The organism is Streptomyces sp. NBC_00341 (assembly GCF_041435055.1).
In the GTDB taxonomy this organism is placed as follows: domain Bacteria; phylum Actinomycetota; class Actinomycetes; order Streptomycetales; family Streptomycetaceae; genus Streptomyces.
Genome location: NZ_CP108002.1, coordinates 4,332,669 through 4,354,540, shown reverse-complemented (window position 1 = coordinate 4,354,540; position 21,872 = coordinate 4,332,669). Strand labels below are relative to the sequence as shown.

The following is a 21,872-nucleotide window of genomic DNA, read 5'->3' as shown; positions in this document are numbered from 1 at the left end:
GCGGACGTGCGATACGGACGCGGCAATGCAGCAGGGCAGCAGGGGCTTTTCGGACGAAAGGCCCCGGACACCGTGAGAACCGCGGACGCGCGGACAGATACGACGGCGAGGACTGATGGCACCCGAACCCGAAGCAAACGGCGGCGGAGTTCCGGATGGCACCGATTCCTGGGGCATCGGCGGTGTTGTCGGCGACGGGCGTTACCGGCTGACCCACCGGCTCGGCCGGGGCGGTATGGCCGAGGTCTTCGCGGCCGAGGACGTCCGGCTCGGACGCACGGTCGCGGTGAAGCTGCTGCGCTCCGATCTCGCGGAGGACCCGGTCTCCAAGGCCCGGTTCACGCGCGAGGCCCAGTCGGTGGCCGGACTCAACCACCACGCGGTCGTGGCGGTGTACGACTCCGGCGAGGACACCGTGGGCGGGCAGACGGTCCCGTACATCGTGATGGAGATCGTCGAGGGTCACACCATCCGTGACCTGCTGCTCAACGCCGAGCCGCCGCCGCCGGAGCAGGCGCTGATCATCGTCTCCGGGGTGCTTGAGGCGCTCGCCTACTCGCACCAGCACGGCATCGTGCACCGGGACATCAAGCCCGCCAACGTGATCATCACGCACTCCGGTGCGGTCAAGGTGATGGACTTCGGCATCGCCCGCGCACTGCACGGCGCGCAGTCGACGATGACCCAGACCGGCATGGTCATGGGTACGCCGCAGTACCTCTCTCCCGAGCAGGCGCTGGGCAAGGCCGTCGACCACCGCTCCGACCTGTACGCCACCGGCTGCCTGCTGTACGAACTCCTCGCGCTGCGGCCCCCGTTCACGGGTGAGACGCCGCTTTCCGTCGTGTACCAGCACGTTCAGGACATTCCGGTCCCGCCGTCGGAGGTCTCCGGCGGGGTGCCCCCGGAGCTGGACGGGCTTGTCATGCGCTCGCTCGCGAAGGACCCGGACGACCGGTTCCAGAGCGCGGAGGAGATGCGCGGGCTCGTCCAGTACAGCCTGCAGATGCTCCAGGTCCAGGGCGGCCACACCGGCACGTGGAACACCGGACCGGTCGTGCTGAACGAGGGCGGCGCCACCCCGCCCCGGGGCATGACCGGCGCCACCCGCGCGATGGGGCACCCGCAGCACGGGGACACCTCGCAGGGCCCGATCCTGCCGCCGATGAACCCGGACGACGGCGGATACAGCGGCTACGACGGCAACGGCAGCCACCAGGCGGGCGGCGGCCGGGGCCGGGGCAAGCTGTGGCTGTTCGTCGTGCTGGCACTGATCGCGATCGGCGCGGGCGTCGCCATCGCGCTGAACGCGACGAAGAGCGACGGCGAGAAGCCCAAGAAGGACCCGACGCCGACGTCCAGCTCCCCGACCCCGACGAAGAGTTCGGCCTCGCCGACCGAGGAGCAGACCCAGGACACCGAGCAGCCCGGGAGCTCCTCCGGCGATCAGCAGGAGACGCCGCGCAGGCCCTCCTACACCCCGTCGGACCCTCCGAGCAAAACGAACGACACCCCCACGCCCACCCCGTCGGACACGGACTCGGGCACCACGACGGACGGCGGCGCGAGCACCGACTCGGGCGGCACGACGACGGACGGCGGCAACAGCAGCACGGGCGGCGACACCGGCGGCACGACGACGGACGGCAACGCCAACGGCGAGCAGGACGGCGGCACGACGCCGGCCGGTGGCGCGGCCGGCGAGCCGGGCGGCACCGCGGAGGGCGCCAGCACCGGCACCGCGGAGGGCACGGTCGGCACCACCCAGTGACCGGCCACCGCAACGGCCACCGCACCCGGTAGCCGTCACCCACCACCCGTCACCCGTCTCACCCCGTGAAGGCCTCGCACACCGCGTCGTACTCACGGGTCCACCACACCGCCAGGGCCGACACCGCGGGAAACTGCGGGTCGGCCCTTCGGTCGTTCAGGCAGTAGCGCCAGCGCAGTATCCAGAAGTCGTTGAGCCGCTCCCACCACACCCGGTGCACCGCCGCCGCCAGTTCCGCGGCCCCGGCCCCGGCCGCCCGCCGGTAGGCGCGCGCGTAGGCCCGTACCTTCGCCAGCTCCAGCTCACCGGCCGGCTGGACGAAGAAGATCGCGGCGGCCCGTACCGCCTCCTCCGCCCGTGGCTGCACGGCGAGGCGGTCCCAGTCGAGGATCGCCACCGGGTCCGCGCCCCGGTAGAGCACGTTCAGCGGGTGGAAGTCGCCGTGCACCCAGCCGGTCGCCGGCACCCCGGGCGCGGGCGGCCGGCGGTCCGCGTGCTGGTCCAGCAGGGTGCGCCGCTCCAGGAGCCGGTGCTCGGCCAGTTCGTCGAAGGAGTCCCGGGGCCGCCGGTTACGGGCGGCGGCCAGCAGCTCGTCGATCACCGCGAAGGTGTCGGCGGGGTCGGGGCTGGCATGACCGGGCGGCCTGCCCGCACCGCCCGCACCCCCCGCGCCCGCCTCCATCACCTGCTCAAGACCTGTGTGTACGGCTCCGAGGAGCGCCCCGAGCCGTACCGACTGGGCCACGGTGAGCTGGGCGCCGGCCCGGTGCAGTCCGTCGACCCAGGGGTGCAGGGCGTAGCAGCGGCCGCCGATCTCGGTGACCGTGCCGCCCTCGGTGTCCTCGATGGGCGGGGCGACGGGCACTCCGAGTGACTGGAGCCGCTGGGTGGCCCGGTGCTGGCGGACGATCGTGGCGCGGTCGCCGGTGGAATCGTCCAGGTGGTGCTTGAGAAAGTAGGAACCCCGGGTCGTGGAGACCCGGTATCCATGGTTGAGCAGTCCCTGGTCCAGCGGTTCGCAGGTGAGGGGCTCACCTGCGTGCGGGTAGCGGCGGAGCACTTCGCGGACCGGGGGAACAGGCGTAAGGGTTACAGATGAGCGCGGCACTCGCCAGATGTTAGATCACACTGTGTTGCAGGCTGTGACGAGTTGCGTGGAAGTCCAGAGTGTGCACCTGGACGAAATGCGGGTCGAGCCGGAGGAACGCCGGGGTGAAGGACTCCCCGTTCACCTCGACGGGTGCGGGACCGAAGAGCTCGCGCTGGGCGCAGGTCGGCTCGACGGTCTGCGCGGGCCCGGTGAACTCCACGGACCACAGATCCCGGCTGCCCGCCGCGGCGGCCACGTTGAAGTTGTCCGCGCCGTACGCGACGACGGTTCCGTTGCACGCGTCGTGGTAGCCGAGGCCCCCGTGCATCCGCAGGACCACCCGGCCGTCAATCACGACGTGGCGGGCCACCGTCAGGAAGGGGAGAGCACGCATGCTCGTCGCCAGCCGGCCGTAGGGGACCCGGCCGAGCAGGTCGATTGCGTGGAGTTCTTCCTCGGTGGACATGGCCTCCACTGTGCGTGACCGCAGTGCGCGTAAATAAGAGGCCGCGGCCCCGGGTACCGGGGGACCAAAGTCCCGAATCGGCTCCTTGGCCCACCTGCGGTTCAGCGCTTCTCCGCCTGGAGCCGTGCGACATAGGCGGCGGCCTGCGAGCGGCGCTCCATACCGAGTTTGGAGAGCAGGCTGGAGACGTAATTCTTGATCGTCTTCTCCGCGAGGTGCAGCCGCTCCCCGATCACCCGGTTCGTCAGCCCCTCACCGATCAGATCCAGGATCTTGCGTTCCTGGTCGGTCAGGCCCGCGAGTTTGTCGTCGCCGCGCCCTTTCTTGCCGTCGCGCAGCCGCTCCAGCACCCGCGCGGTGGCCACGGGGTCGAGCAGCGACTTCCCGGCCGCCACGTCCCGTACGGCGTTCAGCAGCTCGTTGCCCCGGATCGCCTTGAGCACGTATCCGGAGGCGCCCGCCATGATCGCGTCGAAAAGTGCCTCGTCATCGGCGTACGAGGTCAGCATCAGGCAGTTGATGGACTCGTCCCGGGACCGGATCTCGCGGCAGACCTCCACCCCGCTGCCGTCCGGCAGCCGCACGTCGAGGACGGCTACATCGGGCCGGGTCGCGGGGATACGGACCAGCGCGTCCTCGGCCGTACCGGCCTCTCCGACCACCTCGATATCGTCCTCCACCGAGAGCAGCTCATGAACTCCGCGGCGGACGACTTCATGGTCATCCAGCAGAAAAACCGTGATTTTTCCTTCTTTGCGCACAAACGCAGTCTCACACACTCCCCCCTTCCCTGCCGCTGTCCGGCGGGATAACGTGCCGTTGTTCCGGCAGCCTGCAAGGCTGTTACCAGTGCTGTGACCAGCGAGAGTTCCCGAATTCTTCGATTTACTTGGATATCCAAGCAAAATCGCAGGTCAGATAGGGTTTCGCAGTTACGCGAGGCACTGGGTAACGTGCCTTATAACAGGGCGCTCGCCGGGGCACCTGTCACGCCTGTTCCCGGACCGAGCGGCACCCCACCCCGTGCACGGGTACGGACACAGGCGAGCCGCACTGGTCTCCCGGCAGACCCCGGGGGCCGGACCGACGGAGGAGCACGCACGTGACCGTGGAGAGCACTGCTGCCGCGCGTAAACCGCGACGCAGCAGCAAGCGGACCAGCGCCGCGAAGACGCCCGCGAAAGCGGCCATGAGTTCCGGACCCGAACTCGTACAGCTGCTGACGCCCGAGGGCGAGCGCGTCGAGCACCCGGACTACTCGATCGACCTGAGCGCGGACGAGCTGCGCGGCCTGTACCGCGACATGGTCCTCACCCGCCGCTTCGACGCGGAGGCCACCGCCCTCCAGCGCCAGGGCGAGCTGGGCCTGTGGGCCTCGCTGCTGGGCCAGGAGGCCGCCCAGATCGGCTCCGGCCGGGCACTGCGCGACGACGACTACGTCTTCCCGACCTACCGCGAGCACGGCGTGGCCTGGTGCCGGGGCGTCGACCCGACCAATCTGCTCGGGATGTTCCGCGGTGTGAACCACGGCGGCTGGGACCCGAACACCAACAACTTCCACCTCTACACGATCGTCATCGGCTCGCAGACCCTGCACGCCACCGGCTACGCCATGGGCGTCGCCAAGGACGGCGCGGACTCGGCCGTGATCGCGTACTTCGGTGACGGCGCCTCCAGCCAGGGCGATGTGGCGGAGGCGTTCACCTTCTCCGCCGTCTACAACGCCCCGGTCGTGTTCTTCTGCCAGAACAACCAGTGGGCGATCTCGGAGCCGACCGAGAAGCAGACCCGGGTGCCGCTCTACCAGCGCGCCCAGGGCTTCGGCTTCCCCGGCGTCCGGGTCGACGGCAACGACGTACTGGCCTGCCTGGCCGTCACCCGGTCCGCCCTGGAGAGGGCCCGCCGCGGCGAGGGCCCCACGCTGGTGGAGGCCTTCACCTACCGGATGGGCGCGCACACCACCTCCGACGACCCGACGAAGTACCGGGCCGACGAGGAGCGCGCCTCCTGGGAGGCCAAGGACCCGATCCTGCGCCTGCGCACCTACCTGGAGAACGAGGGCGCCGCCGACGAGGCGTTCTTCACCGCCCTCGACGAGGAGAGCGAGACCCTCGGCAAGCGGGTACGCGAGGCGGTACGGTCCATGCCGCAACCGGACCGGATGGCGATCTTCGACCACGCCTACGCCGACGGGAGCGCCCTCGTCGACGAGGAGCGCGCCCAGTTCGCCGCCTACCAGGCATCGTTCGCCGAGGAGGGCAAGTAGCCATGGCCATGGAAAAGATGTCCATCGCGAAGGCGCTCAACGAGTCGCTGCGCAAGGCCCTCGACACCGACCCCAAGGTCCTCATCATGGGTGAGGACGTCGGAAAGCTCGGCGGCGTCTTCCGGATCACCGACGGCCTCCAGAAGGACTTCGGCGAGGACCGCGTCATCGACACCCCGCTCGCGGAGTCCGGCATCGTCGGCACGGCGATCGGTCTGGCGCTGCGCGGCTACCGGCCCGTCGTGGAGATCCAGTTCGACGGCTTCGTCTTCCCCGCGTACGACCAGATCGTCACGCAGCTCGCGAAGATGCACGCCCGCTCGCTCGGCAAGATCAAGCTCCCGGTCGTCGTACGGATTCCCTACGGCGGCGGCATCGGCGCGGTGGAGCACCACAGCGAATCGCCCGAGGCGCTGTTCGCGCACGTCGCGGGGCTGAAGGTGGTCTCCCCGTCCAACGCCTCCGACGCGTACTGGATGATGCAGCAGGCCGTCCAGAGCGACGACCCGATCATCTTCTTCGAGCCGAAGCGGCGCTACTGGGACAAGGGGGAGCTGGACATCGAGTCCATCCCCGGCGACCTGCACCGCGCCGCCGTCGCCCGCACCGGCACGGACCTCACGCTGGTCGCGTACGGCCCGATGGTGAAGGTCTGCCTGGAGGCCGCCGCGGCCGCCCAGGAGGAGGGCAAGTCGGTCGAGGTCGTGGACCTGCGCTCGATGTCCCCGATCGACTTCGACGCCATCCAGGCCTCGGTCGAGAAGACCCGCCGCCTGGTCGTGGTGCACGAGGCGCCGGTGTTCTACGGTTCCGGCGCGGAGATCGCCGCCCGCATCACGGAGCGGTGCTTCTACCACCTGGAGGCACCCGTGCTGAGGGTCGGCGGCTACCACGTGCCGTACCCGCCGGCCCGGCTGGAGGACGAGTACCTGCCGGGTCTGGACCGTGTGCTCGACGCCGTCGACCGCTCGCTGGCGTACTGAGGACTGGGGCGTGACAACGATGACCGAAACTACGAATGCCGCGCGCTTCCGTGAGTTCAAGATGCCCGACGTGGGCGAGGGACTGACCGAGGCCGAGATCCTCAAGTGGTTCGTCCAGCCCGGCGACACCGTCACCGACGGCCAGGTCGTCTGCGAGGTCGAGACGGCGAAGGCGGCCGTCGAGCTGCCGATCCCGTTCGACGGAGTGGTGCACGAGCTGCGCTTCGGCGAGGGCACGACCGTGGACGTCGGCCAGGTGATCATCGTCGTGGACGTGGCACCGGGCAGCGGCGACGCGGCTCCGGAACCGGCCCCCGCGGCCGAGGCCCCCGCACCCGCCGCCGAGCCGGAGGCCGAGGCCGAGGCCGAGGCGCCGAAGGGCCGTACCCCGGTCCTGGTCGGCTACGGCGTGGCCGAGTCCTCCACGAAGCGGCGCGCCCGCAAGGGCACGGAGGCCGCTCCGCCCGCCGCCGCTTCCGCCGCGATCCAGGGCGAGATGAACGGGCACGGCACGGGCGCAGTCGTGCCCGAGACCCGCCCGCTCGCGAAGCCCCCGGTGCGGAAGCTGGCGAAGGACCTGGGCATCGACCTCGCGACGGTCAGCCCGACCGGCGAGGGCGGCGTCATCACCCGCGAGGACGTGCACGCGGCGGCGAACCCGGCCCCGGCCCCCGAGCCGGTGCAGGCGCAGATCCCGGCGCCGGCTTCTGCCCCGGCCCCGTCCTCGGCACCGGCCGTGGTCGCCTCGATGGGCGCGCGCGAGACGCGCATCCCCGTCAAGGGCGTACGGAAGGCCATCGCGCAGGCGATGGTCGGCAGCGCGTTCACGGCCCCGCACGTCACGGAGTTCGTGACGGTCGACGTGACGCGCACGATGAAGCTCGTCGCGGAGCTGAAGGAGGACAAGGAGATGGCCGGGGTGCGGGTCAATCCGCTCCTGATCATCGCCAAGGCCCTCCTGGTCGCGATCAAGCGCCACCCCGAGGTCAACGCGGCCTGGGACGAGGCGAACCAGGAGATCGTGCAGAAGCACTATGTGAACCTGGGCATCGCGGCGGCCACCCCGCGCGGACTGATCGTGCCGAACATCAAGGACGCGCACGAGCAGACGCTCCCGCAACTGGCCGCGTCCCTGGGCGAGCTGGTCTCCACGGCCCGCGACGGCAAGACGTCCCCGGCGGCGATGGCGGGCGGCACGGTGACCATCACCAACGTCGGCGTCTTCGGCGTCGACACGGGCACGCCGATCCTCAACCCCGGCGAGTCCGCGATCCTCGCGGTCGGCGCGATCAAGCTCCAGCCGTGGGTCCACAAGGGCAAGGTGAAGCCCCGTCAGGTCACCACGCTGGCCCTCTCCTTCGACCACCGCCTGGTCGACGGCGAGCTCGGCTCGAAGGTGCTGGCGGACGTCGCCGCGATCCTGGAACAGCCGAAGCGGCTGATCACCTGGGCGTAGCCGCCCCGGCGGTACGTGTGTGAGGTGGGTCCGCGCGAGGTGTGCGCGGGCCCACTTCCTCGTTCAGGGGACGTGCCGGGCGGAGGTGACCGGCTGCCCGCCCTCGGTGGCGAGACGCCGGCGAGAGAGCTCAACGAGCTTGTAACAGCCATGTATTAGCCGGTGAACGGGCGGAACGGCCGCGCCCCTCCGGCCGCTCCTGTTGTTCAGAAGCGCCCGCTGGTACCGACCCGTACCGGTGGGCCGGTACTGACCAACCGATGCTGAGGACGACACCATGCGCGCTCGTAAGCTCACCTTCGCGGCCCTTGCCCTCGCTGCGGGTCTCTCGCTCACGGCCTGCCAGAACGACGACGACGCCGCGGGCCAGGTCGACCCGTCGTCCGGGTCGTCCGCGTCCGCCTCGTCCTCCTCCGGCGGTGGCTCGGACTCGGGTGGTACGGACGAGGCCGGTGGTAAGGAGTCACCCGCCCCGGACTCGGCCGCCTCGGACTCGGCCGCCCCGGACTCGGCCGGTTCTGCCTCCGGCGGGAGCGGGAGCGGCTCCGACGCCAAGGGCGGCAAGTGCACCACCGACGGGCTGAAGGTCACGGCGCAGGACACCTTCATCGACGGCGACCGCGGTGGCAGCATCGCGGTGGGGCTGACGAACACCAGCGGCGCGGACTGCGTGATCTCCGGGTTCGTGGGCGTCGACCTGAAGACCAACGCGGGGACGATCTCCGCCACGCGCAAGGGTGACCCCGGCGACCCGTACACCCTCAAGAACGGCAAGGAGATCGACTCCAACGTCAGCTACCCGCTCAACAAGACGGGCGGCTCCGGCATCCGCATCACGGGTCTCGTGGTGACCCCGCCGAACGAGACGAAGTCGGTCACCCTCGACTGGCCGGGCGAGAGCTCGCTGCCTGCGGGGGACAGCGGCAACGGTGACCAGGTGCTGGTCGGCCCGATCGGCAGCGCCGGCCAGGGCGGCTGACCGGACACGTCGCCGCCCCGGCGGTACATGTGTGAGGTGGGCCCGTGCGAGGTGTGCGCGGGCCCACTGCCGTGTCCGCCCGCCGTGCCGGCCGGTAAATCCCCTGTCCGGCCGCCGGATGACGGTGATAGACACCCGGAGTGGAAAAGACCCTGGATTTCTCCGACCTGCTGCGACTGATCGACGAGCGGTCAACTGCCTTCCGCGCGGCGATCGCTGCCGCCCCGGACCTCGACGCTCAGGTGCCGACCTGCCCCGAGTGGACGCTGCTCGACCTGGTGCAGCACCTGGGCGAGGGGCGCCGCGCCTGGGCCGCTACCGTCGCCGCCGGGCCCGACGCCGTCGCCAAGGCCGAGTGCGAGGACGCCCCGCCCGCGCCCCGGGAGCGTCAGGCGATGCTGGACTGGCTGGCCGCGTCCACGCAGGAGCTGCTGGACGCGCTGCGGGAGGCCGGCCCGGACCGCGGCTGCTGGACCTGGTGGGGCGCGTCGCAGTCCCCCCGGACCTGTGGCGCCGTCGCCCGCCACCAACTCCAGCAGATAGCGGTGCACACGTACGACGCACAGCTCACCGTCGGCACCCCGCAGCCGCTGCCGGACGAGGTGGCACTCGACGGCATCGAGGAGTTCCTGTTCACCTGCAACGCGACCCCGAGCCCCTGGCCGCACAAGCCCACCACCATCGACTACCACGCCACGGAGGGCCGTTCCTGGCGCCTCACGGTCGACGGCGACGGCGCCCGCTCCACCCGCATCCCCGCCCCCACTGCCCGAGGGGCCCTCGAAGCGGCGGGCCTCTCCGTGTCGGGCAAGGCCGGTGAACTGGTCCTCGCCCTTTACGACCGCATCGGGCTGGAGTCGTTGGAGGTCAGCGGCGACCGGGAGATCTTCGACCAGCTCATCGCCTGGGAGCCGGAGGAGTAGACGGGTGGCAGGGGCTACGGGACGTTCCAGGCGGAGATGACCGGCTGCCCGCCCTCGACGGCGAGGAAGCTCAGCGTGCCCGGATGCGGGTGACCGAGGAGCCGGGCGGCCGAAGCGTCGAGGCCGACCCAGCGCGTGGCGAGTACCCGCGCGAGGTGGCCGTGGGCGACGACGGCCACGTCACCGTCGGCCAACAGCGGCCGGATTCGGTCCAGCACCGCGTCCGTGCGCGCGGCCACCTGCTCAAGCCGCTCTCCCGGATGGGCGGCATCACCGGGAACCACGCCGTCCCGCCACAGCTCCCACCCCGGCCTCGTCTCCTGGATCTGCGCTGCGGTCAGGCCCTCGTACCCGCCGTAGTCCCACTCCACCAGATCGGGATCGGGCCTGACGTCCACGAGCCCCGCCAACTCGGCCGTCCGCATGGCGCGGATCAGCGGGCTGCTCAGAACGGCGACCGGACGACGCCGGGCCAGTCTGGGGGCCAAAGCCCTGGCCGCTGCCTCGCCCGCCTCGGTCAGCGGGATGTCGGTCCGGCCCGCGTGCTGCCCGGACAGGCTCCATTCGGTCTGACCGTGCCTGATCAGAATCAGTTCGCCCATGGCCGGGCACTGTACCGGGCCACGTGCGTCTCAACGGTCCGTTGTGGTGTCCGCCCGCCTGCGCAGGGCGAGTTCGGCGAAGACGGTCTTGCCGACGGTGCGCGGCTCGACGCCCCAGCGGTCGGCCAGCCGGTCGACGATGAGCAGCCCGCGCCCGTAGCAGTCGTCGTCCTGCGCCTTGCGCACCGCAGGCAACCGCTCGCCACGCGGGTCGCTGACCTCGATGCGGAGGGCGGTGGCCGTGAGGATGAGGTGCACGCGGAAGAGCCGCCCGCGCACGGAGCCGTGCAGCAAGGCGTTGGTCGCCAACTCGCTGACCAGTAGCGCGACTTCCGCCACCTGGTTCGGATACCCCCACTCGGACACCAGCCGCACGGCCCGGAGCCGGCAGAGGTGGACGCTGCGCGCGGTGGGCGTGTAGTCGAGCCGGTCCTCCTGGAGGACGGGCTCGGGGGCAGGGGCCTTCTCCTGGGCTGCGGTCATGGACGCGTGCCTCTCGGTGAGGGGGCGGTGGCGATGCCGGACCTGAGCAGGGCAGGGCGGTGCACTTCCGCCGGGCGGTGCCGCTGGGTGAGCGGCGTGGTGCCGAACGTAGCGAGTCCGCGGCCGCACCACAATCTCTCGGAGATAAATATCCCCGACCGAGTGATTGTGGTGGAGTGTCTCGGAGTTGGAGACTGTTTCCGAACAACAGGAGGTGGTGCGCTGTGCCGAAGTTGCCTGCGGATAGGGGCAACCGTGTGTCCACGGTTCTTGCGCGTCAGCTGGGCGGTCAACTGCTGGGGTTCAGGGAGGCGGCCGGGCTGAACCAGTCGCAGGCCGCAGAAGCTCTCAGTGCTCAGGCTGCCAAGGTCGCCAAGATGGAACACGGCTGGGTGCCGTTCCGGGATCCAGACGTCATTGCGCTATGCCGGGCTTATGGCGTCGACAGTCCGGGCACGGTGGATGGGCTGCTCAGGCTGGCAAAGCTGGATCGAGAGCGTCGGCGGGCAAAGGGCTGGTGGGACAACTCGCTGACGCAGGGAAGCTTGCGCGAGTACATCGCCATGGAGGATGTCGCGCTCAGGCTGCAGACTTGGCAACTTGCTTTGATTCCCGGCCTGTTTCAGACGCCCGAGTACATGAGAGCCCTCGCGGTCGCTGCTGTGTCGCCCGACCGGATCGACGAGGTCGAGCGCCTGGTCGACGTGAGAGTGCGCCGCCAGCGTCGTCTGCGAGGCGACAACCCACTGCGTGTGCACGCGGTGATCTGGGAGGCGGCACTGCGGCAGATGATCGGTGGCCCACGGGTCATGAGGCAGCAGCTTGAGTCTCTGTGCGAACTCGCGGAGCGTCCGAACATTGACGTGCAGGTGCTTCCGTTCCGGTCGGGGGTGCATTCATGTGGTGGCGGGGCCTTCAACATCCTGTCGTTCGCTGAGTCAGGAGCGCTGGATGTCGTCCACATGGACGGGCTGCGCTCCACCAACTGGATCGAAGGCTCCGAGGAGAGCGCCGCCTACACTGAACTGTTCGCACGCACCTGTGCCACGAGTCTGTCGCCGTACGACTCGTCGCGGCTCATAGAGGGCATTGCCAAAGGGATGAACGAGTGACCGACTCTCACTTCACGAAGTCCAGTTACAGCGAGCCGCAAGGCGAGTGCGTCGAAGTGGCTCGCAACATCCCCCACACCGTCGCCGTCCGCGACTCCAAGCGGCTGGACAGCCCCGTCCTGCTCCTCGCCCCCGCCGCGTGGGACGCCTTCCGGGAGACCCTGGGGCGACAGGCGTAGGACGCGGCAACCTCACCCCGGCCGGGTCGCGGCAGATGCCGCAGGCGAATCGTTCCCTCGGGTCCACCCAAGCGCGGCGGCCGGGCCCGCGTGCACTGGTTCCTCGACTATGGGCAGGTACGAGTAGTTATCGACCTATGTGGAGGATGCTCGATGCGTCGTATCGCCGCTGTATTTCTCGGTTCTCTGATGCTCACTGGAATCGCCGGCACGTCGGCCCATGCGGACGGCGACACGGACTTCCAGAATTTCAGCGCGCAGTACAGCAATGGTGACACCAGTGGGGGGATCCAGTACACGCTGGACACCAACGGCGGCTTTGACTCGAACGACGAGGACTAGTCACCCGCGTCCCGGACGGGGACATGGGGTGGGCGAGGTTGCGGCGCCGCCGCTCTCGCCCACCCTGGCGCCCCCGAGGGCGCCGCGCTCAGGCGATGGTCAGGCTGAAGGGTTCGTCGTTGACCGCGTTGGCGCGGATGGTCCGGACAAGCACTGACTTGGGGTCGTTCTTGCAGGCGGGCTGAAGGGTGCGTGAGACTCCGATGCCGACGTTCAGCGCGGTCGTGATCCCCAGGGACACCTGCGGTACCGCCGTCCTGACGTCGAAGCCGGACGCCGAGACCTTCACGCAGTACCGGCCCTTCGAGACACGCGTGACCGACGTGACCCCCTTGGCCCGAACCACCTTGCCGGTGGCGTCCGCGAGCACAGCGGCCCGTGCGTAGGGGGCCACCGCTACCGGTGCGGCGGAAGGCGCGCGGGTGTCACCCGTGGCGGCGGTGGCGATCGCTCCTCCCGCGGCGAGCGCGAGGGCGACGGAGGCGGCGACGGCGACGTGTGTCCGCTTGATGCTGATCATGAGTTCTCCCGCTGGAGCCCGGCATTCGGTCACGTAGAGCATGTGGGTGACCTCGCTCCGTGTTCAACGGTTGATGCTGCGTTCCACCCGTACGAGGCTGCCTCGCCACCCCGGCACGCACGTAGGGCAGTGCGGCCGACCTGACCGTTCCCTCCTGTGGCGGAGCGCGCGAAACGAGCGTCGGCGGAGCTGGGTTCCTGGGAACGGGCCGTAGTAAATGGTGCTGAGCGAAGCCTATGATCGCGACTCAGCTGTTCGTACGTCAGTTCGCCATGCAGTTATGCGGAGTTGAGGAAGCCAGTGAAGTTCATTCAGAGGGCCACCACCCTGTTCGCCGCGACCGCCCTGGCCGCCGCCGGGACGCTCATGGCCGGCGCCGCCCCCGCGAGCGCCGCGTCGATCACGTTCAGTACCTCGTCCGGGGACGGCTGGGGTCAGATCGTGGTTCTCAGGGACGGCAAGCACGCCGGTTACATGTACTGGAACTCCGACCCGAAGCCGGAGCTGGGCTGGCCCGGGGACGCGTTCTTGGCGTCCGACGGCCTGGCCGATGGTTACGGCATCGAGGCGCACCTCGACTCCGGGACCATCCACCGCATCGCCACCACGCGCGGCCACTCCGCCGGGTACGAGAGCCCGTGGACGACCGGCAATCTGACGGAGGGAGAGACGGTCCTCCTCAGCGTCTGCTACGTGAAGGGCTCCGCGTCCACCTGCTCCAAGACCCTGGTCAAGCACGCGTGATCGCTCGGTGATGTGACCACCGGCCAACTCGCCTGCGGGACAAGGCCGGTAACCGTCCAATCCTCACGTCACTCTGTTGCGTCACCCCATCACGCTTACGGGTGACTGCGAGCTGTAGGCGCACCGGGACAAGATCGCTTACATGAAATCTTCCTTGTTCCGCCGCGCCTCTCTCGCGGCCCTGGTGCTGGTGACGACGGTGGCCCCCGCTGTGGCGGCCCAGTCGGACGGCGCTGCCGCGCGGACGGAATCCGTTGTGAAGTCCCGCATCGGGGCGCAGGCCCGGTTGCTGGGCGAGAAGATCGTTCCGCACAAACTCGCTTTCCAGGGCACGACGGTCGGCGGTCTGTCCGGCCTCGACCGGAACCCGTGCACGGGTGAGTACGTCGCGATCAGCGACGACCGCTCTGTTCTTCAGCCCGCCCGCTTCTACACCGCGAAGATCGCGGTGGACGGCGCCGGGGTGCATTCCGTCGACTTCACCGGCACGCACCCGTTCCTCCAGCCCGACGGTTCCGTCTACCCGCCCGCGAGCGCCGGGGACGGCAAGGCGGTGGACCCGGAGGAGGTGCGGGTGGACCCGCGCAGCTGCCGGTACTGGTGGGCCCAGGAGGGCGACCGGCCCAAGTCGGCGAGTGAACCGCTGATCCAGCCGTCCATCCAGTTCGCCGGACGCCACGGTGCCTACCGGGGACAGCTGCCGCTGCCGGCCAACTACGAGAACACGATGACCGATCGGGGCCTGCGGCGGAACAAGGCCGTCGAGGCGATCACGTTCGGGGACAGGGACCGGGTGCTGACCAGCGCGGTCGAGGGCCCGCTGCTCCAGGACGGGCCGGAACCGACCCTGGAACACGGCGCCCTGGTCCGCGTCACGCAGCAGAGCCGCAAGGGCGACGTGCTCGGGCAGTTCGCCTATCCGCTGGAGAAGATCTTCGCCGCGTCGGACCCGACCAGCCCGTGGGGGCCGGACACCGGGGTGTCCTCGATCCTCGCGTTCCCCGACGACCCCAGCCGCTTCCTCGTACTCGAACGCAGCTGGGTCGCGGGCTCCGGCTACAAGATCCGGCTCTACGACGCCACCACCCGGGGTGCGACCGACGTGCGGAACGTCGACTCGCTCGCCGGCCACCGGGTCCAGCCGATGCGGAAGAAGCTGGTCGCGGACTTCGACGACCTGGGCCTGTCCACCGTCGACAACACCGAGGGCATGACGTGGGGCCCGGCCCTTCGGGGCGGCGAACGGTCGCTGGTCCTGGTCAGTGACGACAACTTCGCGGACGACGCGGTCACTCAGTTCGTCGCGCTGGGAATCCGCTCCCGCTGACGAGCCCTGTCGCCGGGCCCGGTCCGACATACGGAACCGGGCCCGGCTCACTCAGCGCGCCGCCGGTAGAGCCTTCAGCACTTCAGCACTTCAGCACTTCAGCGCTTCAGCATGAAGGTGAAGTCGGCGGCCGTTCTGCCGGTCAGGCGGATCGCAAAGACGAGCTTTCCGTCCGTGATCAGCCTGCCGGCCTCCGCCCGCGAGAGACCGCACCCGTCGGCGATCAGCCGCACCGGCCGGACCGGAATCCGCGCCGCGAAGCGGACCGATACGTCGATCACCTCGCGGTCCATGTCACCATCCGGTCCATCCGGTTCAGCCGGTCCAGCCGGTTCGCCGGTGTCGAGGCGCCAGGCGTCGGTCCAGTCGAGGGCGATGTGGTTGCGGCGCCGTAGGACCGGGTCCTGGAGCAGCTCGGCCGCCAGGCCGGGATCGTTGTCGTGCATCCGGTCCAGCAGTTCGGGCCGGATGGAGCGCACGTGCGCCCGTTCCAGGACCGTGAGCTTGGTGGTCTCCCCGCACGTGGTGCAGAGCGCGAGGAGCCACGCATCGAGGAGCTTGTGGTTGGCGTTGACGCGGAACTTGCCGTTCGCCCGGAAGCTCCCGGACGCGCACGTATGGCAGCGGCGCAGGACGAGCGGAAGGCAAGTGGGCATGACGACCCAGTTGTTGAGCACAGGGGTACACCGTTTTCAGTGTGAGAAATCCGCAGCGGGAATCAGCACGGCGCACAGGTGCGTGCGACGCGCGACAGATCAGCTCGTGGGAGGTCTCAAACGGTGTACAACGGAACGCCCTTGCCTGGACGACGGGGATCGGCAGCACGGTAATCGTGCGCGGGGGCGGCGATCCACTGGTTTTCCGCGCCTCGCCGTGGGGCCCCGCTTACCCGGGAGGTAATCGCGGTGGCGGCCGGTGCGGGCCAGGATGGCGATCACCGCTCCGACCGGGGCGGGACCCGAACTGGAGGATCAGCCATGGCAGTTAACGCGCCTGTGCCCGTGCTCGCATCCGCGTCCACGACCACCCGTGCCGCCGTGGAGGAGCTGCTGCGCCGGATCGGTGCGGGGGACCCGGAGCGCATCGCCGAGCTGTACGCCGAGCGGGGTGACTGGAAGCTGGACTGGCCGGAGGCCGAGCACGGCCGGACCGCCACCCCGTGGATCCGGCACCGCTCCACCCGGGCCGACGCCGCCGCGCACTACCGCGAGCTGGGCGAGCACCACGTGCCCGGGTCCGCTGCCACCGAGATCGAGCGCGTCCTGGTGGAGGGCGACGACGCGGTCGTGGTCGGGGAGATCCGGCAGACGGCCCGGTCCACCGGACGCGCCTACCGCGCACGGTTCGCCCTGCACCTCACGTTCGAGGACGGGTTGGTCACCCGGCACCACGTCTACGAGGACAGCCTCGCGGTGGCACGGGCCTTCGAGGCGGAGGACCCGAGCGCGAACCCCGGCCGCCAGGAGTGAGGGGGTATCCCCCCTGCCGATCCGCCTGCCTGCCCGGTGTCGCCCCGGCGGGCCGTGCGCGATCGTCGGTTCCGTGACGCAGAGCGCGTACGGGGAAAGGGGAGACTGTGCGACTTCGGAGTTCCAAGGCCGCGACGGTACTCGTGGCGCTGGCCCTCACCGGCGGGGCGATCGCGCCCGCCGCGGCGGCGCGACCGGGGTCGGCCGACGGCACCTGGCGGGTGAACGGGTACGGCACCGTCCTGCGCATCGCGGACGGTCGGTTGCAGGAGTACCAGACGACCTCGGTGAGCTGCCTGGAGGGCGAGTCCGCGCAGCAGACGGGGCAGGGCGTGTTCCGGGCCGGTGACGGGACGATCCTCACCGTGCGGCCGGACGCCGGTTCGCTGGAGCTGTCCGGTTCTGTGGGGCGCAGGGAACTGCGGCGGATCGGGCGGCTGCCGCAGGCGTGCGAACGCCCCACCGCCACGGACCCGGTGACGACGTTCGACGTCTTCTGGCAGTCCTTCGGGGAGAACTACCCGTTCTTCGACGCCAAGGGCATCGACTGGCACGCCGTGCGCGAGACGTACCGGCCGAAGGTGCACGCGACCACGGAGCGCGACGAACTGTTCGCGCTGTTCAGCGAGATGGTGAAGCCGCTGTACGACGCGCATGTGGCCGTCTTCGACGGAGACCGCTACTTCGCGGTGAGCCGGCCGGGAACGGCGGTGCCCGGTCCGGAGCTGGACACTAGGATCAAGAACCACATCGTGGCCCGCGACCTCAAGGGCAAGAAGCCCAGGGAGTTCGCGAGCGGGCGGATCAGCTACGCGGACCTGCCGGAAGGGCTGGGCTATCTGCGGATCTCCGGATTCGCCGGGTACGACACGGAGGACCCCGCCTACGCCGCCCAGTTGGCCCGGCTCGACGAGGCGCTGGACACCGTCCTGACCGCCGGGCGCACGGCGTCGCTCCAGGGGCTGGTCATCGACGTACGGATCAACGGCGGCGGCTCCGACGCGCTCGGCGTGCACATCGCGGAGCGGCTCACGGACACCCCGTACGTCGCCTACCGCAAGCGCACCCAGTACACCCGGCCCCGGCCCGTCCCCGTACAGCCCGCGAAGGGCAGGCCGCGTTACACCGGCCCCGTCGCCGTACTGACCTCCGGGACGACGTACAGCGCGGGCGAGACCTTCACGCAGGCGCTCATCGACCGGCCCGGCCGGACGATCCGGATCGGGGAGCCGACCCAGGGCGTCTTCTCGGACACGATGGACCGGGTGCTGCCGAACGGCATGGCGCTGTGGCTGCCGAACGAGGAGTTCCTGACCCGTTCCGGCCGGACCTTCGACGGGGCGGGCATCCCGCCGCACATCCGTACGCCGGTCTTCACCGAGGAGGAGTTCACGAAGAACCGCGACTCGGCGTTCGACGCGGCGGTGGCGGCGTTGCGCCACTGAAGCCCTTCCGCTACCGGTCCGGCCGGCGGGCTCTCAGGCGGGACCGGCCGCCACGCAGAACTCGTTGCCCTCCGGGTCCGCCATCATGATGTGGTGGCCGTCGAACGCCTCCAGGACGGTGCCGCCCGCCCCCACCAGGCGTTCGGACTCCGCTCTGATCCGGGCCCAGCGCTCGTCGGGCGTGCCGTGCCCCGGCACCCGGACGTCCATGTGGAGCCGGTTCTTCGCGGTCTTGGGCTCGGGGACCTTGAGGATGGCCAGGCGGGGGCCGTTGCCGTCGGGATCGCAGAGCCACGCGCCGTCGTCCACGGAGTCGTCCTCCGGCAGGTCGAAGGACGCGTGCCATTCCTCGCGGGTGCGGAAGGGCGCGGGCGGTGGTTCGTCGATGTAGCCGAGGGCGGTCCTCCAGAAAGCTGCGAGGGCCTGCGCGTCCGCGGCGTCCAGGGTCAGATCGATGGTGGCTGCCATGGGACGACCGTACTGCGCGCCTCTGACAGTCGACCCGGTCGGCGGCCCGGACACCGATGTCCCCGAAACGGGGGACTACGCCTCGGAGTTCTGGGCAGGCGACGGGCCGGAGTCGTGCCGCGGGCAACCCGACAGCCCGCCCCACGCGTCCTTCCATGTACCTGGCCCGTGACGGCGCCAGGGGCCGCTACCGCTTCATCAGCAGGAGAGTTGTCTTGTCGAACGACGAACACGACCGGTCCGACGCCCGCCCCGAGGCACCGTGGTGGTGGGGCATCGGCCCGGTGGGGGCCGTCCTCCTCATCGTCATCGGGATCGCCGGGACGCTGTGGGTGTTCGTGTGGTCCGACGCCATGGACGACACGACGGCCGGCTACCAGACGAGCAAAGTCGTCGCCATCGGGCTGGTGCTCCTCGGCACAGCCGTCCTGGAACGCTTCCGCAGCCGTCGTACGCGTGCGACGGAGTCTGAGGAACGGCAGGACAGCTAGGGCCTTTCGTTTGGATCAGGCCGGGCACACAAGAGGGGCCCTGCGGACTTTCCCGCAGGGCCCCTCTTGTGTCTTGTGTGACGTCGGGCAGGACCCGTGACGTCGGGCAGTGCCCGGCAGGGCTACTTCTTGAAGCCGTAGTCCATGAGCTTCTTCGCGTCCGAGGTCCGGGTGGACTCGGACGTGGCCGTCAGGACCGTGCCGATGACCGTCTTGCCCTTGCGGGTCGCGGCGAAGACCAGGCAGTACTTGGCCGAGGGGCCGGAGCCCGTCTTCACACCGATCGCGCCGCTGTACGAACCCAGCAGCTTGTTGGTGTTGGTCCACGACATGTAGCGGTAGCCACCGCTCTTCGTCGTGACCTTCTGCTTGGTCGACTTGGTCTTGACGACGCTGCGGAAGGTGGAGTACTTCATCGCGCTGCTCGCGATCTTCGTGAGGTCCTTCGGGGTCGAGTAGTTGGACCCGTTCCCTATGCCGTCGAAGGAGTCGAAGTGCGTGTTCTTCAGGCCGAGGGTCTTGGCCGTGCTGTTCATCTTGCCGATGAACGACTTCACCCGGGCCGCGCGCGTGGAGCCGGAGCCGAACTTGTCGGCCAGGGCGTACGCGGCGTCGCAGCCGGACGGCAGCATCAGCCCGTACATCAGCTGGCGGACCGTGACCTTGTCGCCCACGATGAGGCGGGCCGAGGACGCGCCCTTGGAGACGATGTAGTCGCTGTACGCCTTCTGGATCGTGACCTTGGAGTCCAGGTTGAGGCCCTTCGTGGCCAGCACCACCCGGGCGGTCATGATCTTGGTGGTGGAGCCGGTGGAACGACGGGTGTCCGCGGCCTTGCTGAACAGGGATTTTCCGGTGCCGTTGTTCATCACGTAGCCGCCCTTGGCGACGATCGTCGGCGGCTTCGGCGCTGCGGCCTGGGCCTGGGAGGCGAACGCGCCTCCCGCGATGACGGCACCTGCGGTGAGGGCGACCGTTGCGGTGGCCGATACGCGGCTTATGCCCTTAATGCCGATATTCACGTTGAACGCTCCAAATGCCCCTGGAATGCGGCCTCATGAGGGTGCCGCGCGTTGTGAGACGTATGAGTCGGATGAAGGGTTGTAGGAAGAGGGGGGTGAATTCTCCGCTGTGCGTCGTCGCCTCACTGCGAGGGGGCGAGCGCCTTCCAGAAGGCGTAGTGGTGGTCGGCCGCGAAGTCGGTGGGCCCGATGCGGTCGGAGGCGAGCCGCTGCACGTAGGGGGCGCGCGTCGTGAACGGCTTCCATGCGGGACTGTCATGTCCGTTCATCTGTCCCGTGGCGGCGAACCGACTCCAGTAGGCGGTCACCGTGTCCGACAGCCCGGCCTGGGCGGCGTCGAGCGGCTCGAAGAGGTCGTTCTCGAACAGGTAGGCCAGGTCGATCATGTGGCCGGTGCCGAGCGAGAAGCCGGCCGGCCGGGGCGCGCCCCGGAAGTACGGGGACGAGGCCTCGGCGAAGTCGTAGGCGTGCACGGGGGTGTAGCGGGCCAGCGCCCGCTGGGTGTCGAGCGCCGCGGTCGACCACTCCGAGTCGGTCAGCACGGCCGACAGCGCCGCTCCGGGCGCCGGGTAGCGCGCGGCCGGGTACTCGGCCAGGACCGCGGGAGCGTTCTGCCCGAACTGCTCGGTGACCTTCCCGGCGTATCCCTCGGCGGTCAGCGGCTGTCCGGTCGAGACCTCGTCGAGCGCGGCCAGCCCGCTCATCTCGTCGTGGTTGGAGCCGTGGAGCACCGGTACCCGCGTGAACCGTCCGGCGGTGATCGCCTGTGACGGGGCCTCGGGCAGAACCTTGCCGTCGACCACGGGCCGGTAGCCGTCGTGTCCGGAGAGGGACGCCTCGATGAGCTCTTCGGTGGATCTGCCCCGCAGGCAGGAGTCGACGGTGCGCGGGTCGTCGCAGCCCGCGGCCTCTGCGACGGTCCGGCCGTTGGCCTCCGCCTCCGCGCGGGTGAACGAGCCGTCCGGGCCGACGCAGCCCGCACTCTGCACGATCGCCTTGCTGAAGAGCCCGCGCGCGCCGGGCGACACGAGCTGGGCGCAGACGCTGTAGCCGCCGCCGGACTGCCCCATGATCGTGACGTTGCGGGGGTCGCCGCCGAAGGCACCGGCGTTGCGCCTGACCCATTTCAGCGCGGACTGCTGGTCGAGGAGGCCCAGGTTGGCCGGTGCGTGCAGGCCGGGTGCGGTGAGGAAGCCGAACGCTCCGAGCCGGTAGTTGACCGTCACGACCATCGCGCCCTGCTGCGCGGCGGCCAGCTTGGCCGCGTGGTAGGTGGCGCCGTCGCCGTAGGTGAAGCTGCCGCCGTGGATCCAGACGATGACCGGCAGCCGCCCCTTCGTCCGCGCGGCCGGAGTCGTGACATTCAGGCTGAGGCAGTCCTCGCTGCCGCCGCCCGCGATCGCGATGGGCTGGTCGGTCGGCTGTCCGCAGGCGCTCCCCGGGGTGCGGGCGTCCAGCGGCGACGTCCAGCGGCTCACCGGCTGCGGCTCCTTCCACCTGTGCGAACCGGTCGGCGGGGCCGCGTAGGGGATGCCCTGGAACGTGCGCACCGCACCCGTGGCCGTGCCCCGGACCGGGCCCTCGGCCGTCGTCACCAGGGTGGGGAGGGCGGACGGGGTGCCGGAGTTCGCCTGGGCGACTCCGCTCGCGTCCACCGTGGCGGCGAACATCGCGGCGAGGGCGACGGCGACCGCGGCAAGGGCTGAGGCGCGGGACTTCCTGGTGCTCATCCGG

The 21,872-nt window shown here is 70.0% G+C and carries 24 protein-coding genes; 14 read left to right on the top strand and 10 right to left on the bottom strand.

Annotated elements, in window-relative coordinates; genetic code table 11:
• Nucleotides 1-115: 115 nt before the first annotated feature.
• Nucleotides 116-1,771 (top strand): protein kinase, encoded by a 1,656-nt coding sequence (locus tag OG892_RS19580; RefSeq protein ID WP_371629843.1) that lies wholly within the window; start codon nt 116-118, stop codon nt 1,769-1,771.
• 58 nt (nt 1,772-1,829) lie between these two features.
• On the opposite strand, the gene OG892_RS19575 is transcribed toward OG892_RS19580, so the two are convergent.
• The 3 genes from OG892_RS19575 to OG892_RS19565 all read right to left on the bottom strand — a co-directional run bounded on the left by OG892_RS19575 (nt 1,830) and on the right by OG892_RS19565 (nt 4,088).
• Nucleotides 1,830-2,831 (bottom strand): phosphotransferase enzyme family protein, encoded by a 1,002-nt coding sequence (locus OG892_RS19575; protein ID WP_073733308.1) that lies wholly within the window; start codon nt 2,829-2,831, stop codon nt 1,830-1,832.
• Between the two features lie 58 nt (nt 2,832-2,889).
• Nucleotides 2,890-3,327, bottom strand: a complete 438-nt coding sequence (locus OG892_RS19570; protein ID WP_073733309.1) for a pyridoxamine 5'-phosphate oxidase family protein — start codon at nt 3,325-3,327, stop codon at nt 2,890-2,892.
• A 101-nt stretch (nt 3,328-3,428) separates the two neighbouring features.
• Nucleotides 3,429-4,088: a response regulator transcription factor gene (locus OG892_RS19565; protein ID WP_073733310.1), complete on the bottom strand. Its 660-nt coding sequence runs from the start codon at nt 4,086-4,088 to the stop codon at nt 3,429-3,431.
• A gap of 341 nt (nt 4,089-4,429) precedes the next feature.
• Here OG892_RS19565 and pdhA point away from each other — a divergent pair, with 341 nt between their 5' ends.
• The 5 genes from pdhA to OG892_RS19540 all read left to right on the top strand — a co-directional run bounded on the left by pdhA (nt 4,430) and on the right by OG892_RS19540 (nt 9,934).
• A complete protein-coding gene (pdhA, locus tag OG892_RS19560; protein WP_073733311.1) occupies nt 4,430-5,593 on the top strand; it encodes a pyruvate dehydrogenase (acetyl-transferring) E1 component subunit alpha in 1,164 nt (387 codons plus the stop codon).
• 2 nt (nt 5,594-5,595) lie between these two features.
• Complete coding sequence (locus OG892_RS19555; protein WP_073733312.1) at nt 5,596-6,576, top strand: alpha-ketoacid dehydrogenase subunit beta; 981 nt, start codon at nt 5,596-5,598, stop codon at nt 6,574-6,576.
• Nucleotides 6,577-6,586: 10 nt separating this feature from the next.
• Nucleotides 6,587-8,032: a dihydrolipoamide acetyltransferase family protein gene (locus OG892_RS19550; RefSeq protein ID WP_371629842.1), complete on the top strand. Its 1,446-nt coding sequence runs from the start codon at nt 6,587-6,589 to the stop codon at nt 8,030-8,032.
• 277 nt (nt 8,033-8,309) lie between these two features.
• Nucleotides 8,310-9,011 (top strand): DUF4232 domain-containing protein, encoded by a 702-nt coding sequence (locus OG892_RS19545; protein ID WP_371629841.1) that lies wholly within the window; start codon nt 8,310-8,312, stop codon nt 9,009-9,011.
• Between the two features lie 140 nt (nt 9,012-9,151).
• On the top strand, nt 9,152-9,934 hold the full coding sequence (locus OG892_RS19540) for a maleylpyruvate isomerase N-terminal domain-containing protein (protein ID WP_371629840.1): 783 nt from the start codon (nt 9,152-9,154) through the stop codon (nt 9,932-9,934).
• 14 nt (nt 9,935-9,948) lie between these two features.
• Here the strand turns inward: OG892_RS19540 and OG892_RS19535 are convergent, their stop codons facing one another.
• Both OG892_RS19535 and OG892_RS19530 read right to left on the bottom strand, forming a co-directional pair.
• Nucleotides 9,949-10,536, bottom strand: coding sequence for a histidine phosphatase family protein (locus tag OG892_RS19535; RefSeq protein ID WP_371629839.1), 588 nt, complete (start codon nt 10,534-10,536; stop codon nt 9,949-9,951).
• 30 nt (nt 10,537-10,566) lie between these two features.
• Complete coding sequence (locus OG892_RS19530) at nt 10,567-11,019, bottom strand: ATP-binding protein (RefSeq protein ID WP_371629838.1); 453 nt, start codon at nt 11,017-11,019, stop codon at nt 10,567-10,569.
• Between the two features lie 257 nt (nt 11,020-11,276).
• Between OG892_RS19530 and OG892_RS19525 the strand changes: the two genes are divergently transcribed.
• The 3 genes from OG892_RS19525 to OG892_RS19515 all read left to right on the top strand — a co-directional run bounded on the left by OG892_RS19525 (nt 11,277) and on the right by OG892_RS19515 (nt 12,652).
• On the top strand, nt 11,277-12,131 hold the full coding sequence (locus OG892_RS19525; RefSeq protein ID WP_079193234.1) for a helix-turn-helix transcriptional regulator: 855 nt from the start codon (nt 11,277-11,279) through the stop codon (nt 12,129-12,131).
• Nucleotides 12,128-12,310 (top strand): DUF397 domain-containing protein, encoded by a 183-nt coding sequence (locus OG892_RS19520; RefSeq protein WP_371629837.1) that lies wholly within the window; start codon nt 12,128-12,130, stop codon nt 12,308-12,310. Before OG892_RS19525 ends, OG892_RS19520 begins: the two co-directional genes overlap by 4 nt.
• 153 nt (nt 12,311-12,463) lie before the next feature.
• On the top strand, nt 12,464-12,652 hold the full coding sequence (locus OG892_RS19515; RefSeq protein ID WP_073733319.1) for a hypothetical protein: 189 nt from the start codon (nt 12,464-12,466) through the stop codon (nt 12,650-12,652).
• 88 nt (nt 12,653-12,740) lie between these two features.
• Here OG892_RS19515 and OG892_RS19510 read toward each other — a convergent pair whose 3' ends face one another.
• Complete coding sequence (locus tag OG892_RS19510; protein ID WP_328866323.1) at nt 12,741-13,172, bottom strand: hypothetical protein; 432 nt, start codon at nt 13,170-13,172, stop codon at nt 12,741-12,743.
• Nucleotides 13,173-13,472: 300 nt separating this feature from the next.
• Here OG892_RS19510 and OG892_RS19505 point away from each other — a divergent pair, with 300 nt between their 5' ends.
• Entirely contained in the window at nt 13,473-13,916 is a 444-nt protein-coding gene (locus OG892_RS19505; RefSeq protein ID WP_073733321.1) for a hypothetical protein, read from the top strand.
• A gap of 142 nt (nt 13,917-14,058) precedes the next feature.
• On the top strand, nt 14,059-15,243 hold the full coding sequence (locus tag OG892_RS19500) for an esterase-like activity of phytase family protein (protein WP_079193191.1): 1,185 nt from the start codon (nt 14,059-14,061) through the stop codon (nt 15,241-15,243).
• 98 nt (nt 15,244-15,341) lie between these two features.
• Here OG892_RS19500 and OG892_RS19495 read toward each other — a convergent pair whose 3' ends face one another.
• Nucleotides 15,342-15,920: a DUF1062 domain-containing protein gene (locus tag OG892_RS19495; RefSeq protein WP_371629836.1), complete on the bottom strand. Its 579-nt coding sequence runs from the start codon at nt 15,918-15,920 to the stop codon at nt 15,342-15,344.
• Nucleotides 15,921-16,220: 300 nt separating this feature from the next.
• Here OG892_RS19495 and OG892_RS19490 point away from each other — a divergent pair, with 300 nt between their 5' ends.
• Both OG892_RS19490 and OG892_RS19485 read left to right on the top strand, forming a co-directional pair.
• Entirely contained in the window at nt 16,221-16,712 is a 492-nt protein-coding gene (locus OG892_RS19490) for a nuclear transport factor 2 family protein (protein WP_371629835.1), read from the top strand.
• Between the two features lie 107 nt (nt 16,713-16,819).
• Nucleotides 16,820-18,157, top strand: a complete 1,338-nt coding sequence (locus OG892_RS19485; protein WP_371629834.1) for a S41 family peptidase — start codon at nt 16,820-16,822, stop codon at nt 18,155-18,157.
• Nucleotides 18,158-18,190: 33 nt separating this feature from the next.
• Here OG892_RS19485 and OG892_RS19480 read toward each other — a convergent pair whose 3' ends face one another.
• Nucleotides 18,191-18,625: a VOC family protein gene (locus OG892_RS19480; RefSeq protein WP_371629833.1), complete on the bottom strand. Its 435-nt coding sequence runs from the start codon at nt 18,623-18,625 to the stop codon at nt 18,191-18,193.
• Nucleotides 18,626-18,840: 215 nt separating this feature from the next.
• Between OG892_RS19480 and OG892_RS19475 the strand changes: the two genes are divergently transcribed.
• Nucleotides 18,841-19,116 (top strand): hypothetical protein, encoded by a 276-nt coding sequence (locus OG892_RS19475; protein ID WP_073733325.1) that lies wholly within the window; start codon nt 18,841-18,843, stop codon nt 19,114-19,116.
• 122 nt (nt 19,117-19,238) lie between these two features.
• On the opposite strand, the gene OG892_RS19470 is transcribed toward OG892_RS19475, so the two are convergent.
• Both OG892_RS19470 and OG892_RS19465 read right to left on the bottom strand, forming a co-directional pair.
• Entirely contained in the window at nt 19,239-20,138 is a 900-nt protein-coding gene (locus tag OG892_RS19470; protein WP_073733326.1) for a D-alanyl-D-alanine carboxypeptidase family protein, read from the bottom strand.
• Between the two features lie 122 nt (nt 20,139-20,260).
• On the bottom strand, nt 20,261-21,868 hold the full coding sequence (locus OG892_RS19465) for a carboxylesterase/lipase family protein (RefSeq protein WP_371629832.1): 1,608 nt from the start codon (nt 21,866-21,868) through the stop codon (nt 20,261-20,263).
• Nucleotides 21,869-21,872 lie beyond the last annotated feature (4 nt).